Genomic DNA, 4327 nt, shown 5'->3' with positions numbered 1-4327 from the left:
CCGGCACCACCGGCGGAACCACACCCGCCCCCGAAACAACCGCAGCCGCCTCCTCAACCGGCGCCTGCTCGATGATCGTGTGCGCATTAGTGCCGGACACGCCGAAGGACGAGACGCCGAATCGGCGCGGGCGTCCGGTCTCCGGCCACGCCACCGCCTCCGTCAGCAGCGAGACCTCTCCCTCTGCCCAGTCGACGTGCGGAGACGGCTCGTCGACGTGCAGCGTCTGCGGCAGCACGCCATGGCGCATCGCCATGACCATCTTGATGATGCCTGCGACACCGGCGGCGTTCTGGGTGTGCCCGATGTTGGACTTCAGCGAGCCCAGCCACAACGGGCGGCCTTCGGGACGGTCCTGGCCGTAGGTGGCCAGGAGCGCCTGCGCCTCGATCGGGTCACCCAGCGTCGTACCTGTGCCGTGCGCCTCGACGGCGTCGATGTCGGCGGGGGTGAGCCGGGCGTTCTCCAGCGCCTGGCGGATGACGCGCTGCTGCGCGGGCCCGTTGGGAGCCGTCAGGCCATTGCTCGCACCGTCCTGGTTGACGGCCGAGCCGCGCACGACGGCCAGCACCTGGTGGCCGTTGCGCCGGGCGTCCGAGAGCCGCTCGACCAGCAGCACACCGACACCCTCGGACCAGCCCGTACCGTCGGCAGACGCGGCGAAGGACTTGCACCGACCGTCGGCGGACAGCCCACGCTGACGGCTGAACTCCACGAAGACGTCCGGGGAGGCCAGCACGGTGACGCCGGCAGCGAGCGCCAGGGAGCACTCGCCGTTGCGCAGTGCCTGCACCGCCAGGTGCAGCGCGACGGACGAGGACGAGCAGGCCGTGTCGATGGTGGCCGCCGGGCCCTCCAGGCCGAAGGCATACGAGAGCCGCCCGGAGACCACGCTGGAGGCGGTGCCGGTGAGCAGGTGCCCCTCGACGCCTTCCGGAAGGTCGTAATCGCCCGCGCCGTACGCCTGGGCGGAGGCGCCGACGAACACGCCGGCACGGGAACCGCGAACGGCCGCCGGGTCGATACCGGCCCGCTCGAACGCCTCCCACGACGTCTCCAGCAGCAACCGCTGCTGCGGGTCCATGGCCAGCGCCTCGCGCGGCGAAATACCGAAGAAGCCGGGGTCGAACTCCGCGGCCTCGTGGAGGAAGCCGCCGCCGCGGGCGTAGAAGGTGCCCTCGCGGTCCGGGTCCGGGTCGTACAGGGACTCGATGTCCCAGCCGCGGTCCTCCGGGAAGCCGGAGATGGCGTCGCCGCCCCGGTCGACCAGCCGCCACAGATCCTCGGGCGACCGTACGCCGCCCGGGTACCGGCAGCTCATGCCGACGATGGCGATGGGCTCCCGGGACGCCTCGGTGAGCTGCTGGTTCTGCCGGCGCAGCCTGTCGGTCTCCTTGAGCGAGGCCCGCAGCGCTTCAACGAGTTTTTCGTTGGGGGTTGTCATCTTGATACTCCGTGCTTTGGGCCGCGTCAGGATTCGGTGTCGTCGAGGCTGTCGAGGTCGAGCGCCATGTCGATGAGGTGCTGGACGTCCATCTCGTCGATGGATTCGGCGGTGTCATCGGCGCGGCTCGCGGCGGGTGTCGCCGCTTGGGGGTTGGCCAGTTGGAGCATCGGCTCCAGCAGTCCGGCCTCCCGGATCCTGCTCATCGGGATGGTGGCCAGGGTCCTGCGCAACTGGGCGTCCTGGGGGTCGGTGTCGACCACTGCAGCCGGGCCGGTACCCGAGCTGTCCGGGATCAGTTCGCGCAGCAGCTGGTCGGCCAGGGCCTGGGGGGTCGGGTAGTCGAAGACGAGGCTGGCAGGCAGCCGGAGCCCGGTCGCCGCGCCCAGCTTGGTGCGCAGTTCGACGGCGGTGAGCGAGTCGAAGCCCAGCTCGTTGAAGGCGCGTCCGGCCTCGACGTCGGCGGCGGAGGCGTGGCCGAGGGCCGTCGCCACATGCCCGCGGACCACCTCCAGCACCGCGTCCTGCCGCTCGCCCTCGGTCATCCCCGCCAGCCGCTCGCGCAGCGCCGGTGCCGATCCCCCGGCGTCCGCCGCGTCCTTGCCCTCCGTGCTGTCCCGCAGGGCGGCACGGACCTGTGGAAGGTCGTCGATCAGCGGGCGCGGTCGGGCCGCGGTGAAGACGGGGGCGAAGCGCTCCCAGTCGACGTCGGCCACGGTCGCGGCCGTCTCGTCACTGGACAGCACCCGACGCAGCGCGACCATGCTGAGCTCCGCCGACATCGGCGGCAGGCCGCGTCGGCTGAGCTGCTCGGAGGCGTCGCCCTCGGTGGCCATGCCGCCGTCCGCCCACGGGCCCCAGGCCACCGAGGTGGCGGTCAGGCCCCGTGCCCGGCGCTGCTCGGCGAGCGCGTCGAGGAAGGCGTTGGCCGCAGAGTACGCGCCCTGACCGCCGCTGCCCCACACGCCGGCGATCGACGAGAAGAGGATGAAGGCGTCGAGCGTACGGTCCTCGGTGTCGCCGGAGAAGAGGTCGTCCAGATGGATCGCGCCGATCGTCTTGGCCGCCACGACGGAGGCGAACTCGGGGAGTTCGGTCCCGGTGCCGGGCACCTGGGACACGCCCGCGGCGTGCACCACGGACCGTACCGGGGCACCGTCCGCCGCCAGCTTGTCGACCAGTGTGGCCAGCGCCTCGCGGTCGGCCACGTCGCATGCCTCGACGGTCACCGTGGTGTCGGTTCCGGACAGTTCGGCCACGATCTCGGCCGCGCCGGGGGCGTTGGGGCCCCGGCGGCTGAGCAGCACCAGGCGCTCGGCGCCGTGGCCCGCCAGCCAGCGGGCCACGTGCTTGCCCAGCGCGCCGGTGCCGCCGGTCACCAGAACGGTGCCGCGTGGCGTCCACTCCACGCCGTCGCCGGCTGCGGTCCGGTGCGCCAGCCGCCGTACGAAGGGCCCGGCGGCGCGGATCGCCACCTGGTCCTCGTCGCCGTGGGCGCCGGCGAGCACACCGGCCAGCCGGGACAGCGCCCGCACATCCAGCGTCTCCGGCAGGTCGACCAGGCCGCCCCATCGCTCCGGCTGCTCCAGGGCGACAGCCCGGCCCAGGCCCCAGATCTGCGCCTGCGCGGGGCTGTTCAGCCGATCGGACGCACCGACGGACACCGCACCGCGGGTGGCGCACCACAGCCGTGCGGCGGTGTACTCCTCGCGCTGCGCCAGCGCCTCGGCCAGCGCACCGGTCAGTGCCAGGCCGACCGGCACCTCCGGGTGTTCGGGGTGCGGCCGCTCGTCCAGCCCCAGCAGCGAGAACACACCGACGACCGGCCCGTCGGCCAAGGACGCCAGCCGGTCGGCCAGCGCCGTCGGCTCGGTGTCGGCCGTGTCCAGCTCGACGCGCACGATCCGCGCCCCGCGCCGTGCCAGGTCGTCGGCGACCGCGCCGATACGGGCGTCGTCCGCGAGGCTCGCGGGGACGGCCGTCAGCCAGGTCCCGGTGAGGGCAGGTGTGCCGGACTGCGGCTGGGGCTTCCAGCTGACGTGGTACATCCGGCTGTCCACCGCGGAACGCTCCTGCTGCCTGCGCCGCCACGAGGAGAGGGCGGGCAGCACCGCGCTGAACGGCTGCTCGCCCTCCACCGCCAGTTCGGCTGCGAGCGACTCCAGGTCCTCACGCTCCACGGCCTCCCAGAACCGCGCGTCCACCGCTTCCGCGGCGAGCGGCCCGGACGTCGCCGCGGCACCGTCAGCCTCGGGCCAGTACCGGCTCGGCTGGAACGCGTACGTCGGCAGCTCGATGCGTGCGGCACCGGTCCCGGCGAAGAACGCCGCCCAGTCCGGGGCCGCGCCTCGTACGACTGCCTGGGCCACGGCATGCATGAGCGCCTCGGGTTCGGGACGGCCGGCGCGCAGGGCAGCGGTGAACGCCGATCCGGCGGTGCCGGTCACGCATTCCTGCGCCATGGCGGTGAGTACCCCGTCGGGGCCGAGTTCGACGAACATGGTGACGCCCTGCGCCTCCAACGCACGGATGCCGTCGAGGAAGCGAACGGCCTCGCGGACATGCCGGACCCAGAAATCGGGGCTGGCGATCTCCTCGGTAGAGACCAGCGCACCGGTCAGATTGGAAACGATCGGAATGCGCGGAGCCTCGTACGACAGACCCTCCGCGACCTCGCGGAACGCCTCCAACATGCCATCCATACGGGGCGAGTGAAACGCATGACTGACCGTCAGTCGCTTCGTCTTGCGGCCTTGCGCCTCGAAGCCGGCCGCAATCTCCAGCGCCGCGTCCTCATCACCCGCGATCACCACCGACTGCGGACCGTTGAGCGCGGCAATGCTCACACCCTCGGTCAACAACGGCACAACCTCGTCCTCCGAC

2 protein-coding genes are annotated in these 4327 nt (G+C 72.5%); both read right to left on the bottom strand.

Going from position 1 to position 4327, the window contains the following annotated elements; all coding sequences use genetic code 11:
* Window positions 1-1444: type I polyketide synthase (locus ABTZ94_RS36405; protein ID WP_351207552.1), on the bottom strand; the 1444-nt coding region annotated here is incomplete at its 3' end.
* Window positions 1445-1470: 26 nt separating this feature from the next.
* Window positions 1471-4327 (bottom strand): SDR family NAD(P)-dependent oxidoreductase (locus tag ABTZ94_RS36400; protein ID WP_351207550.1); only part of this gene is annotated, 2857 nt, incomplete at its 5' end.

It is taken from the genome of Streptomyces sp. NPDC002785, assembly GCF_040295565.1.
Taxonomy (GTDB): domain Bacteria; phylum Actinomycetota; class Actinomycetes; order Streptomycetales; family Streptomycetaceae; genus Streptomyces.
This window is presented reverse-complemented; position numbering and strand designations above follow the sequence as displayed.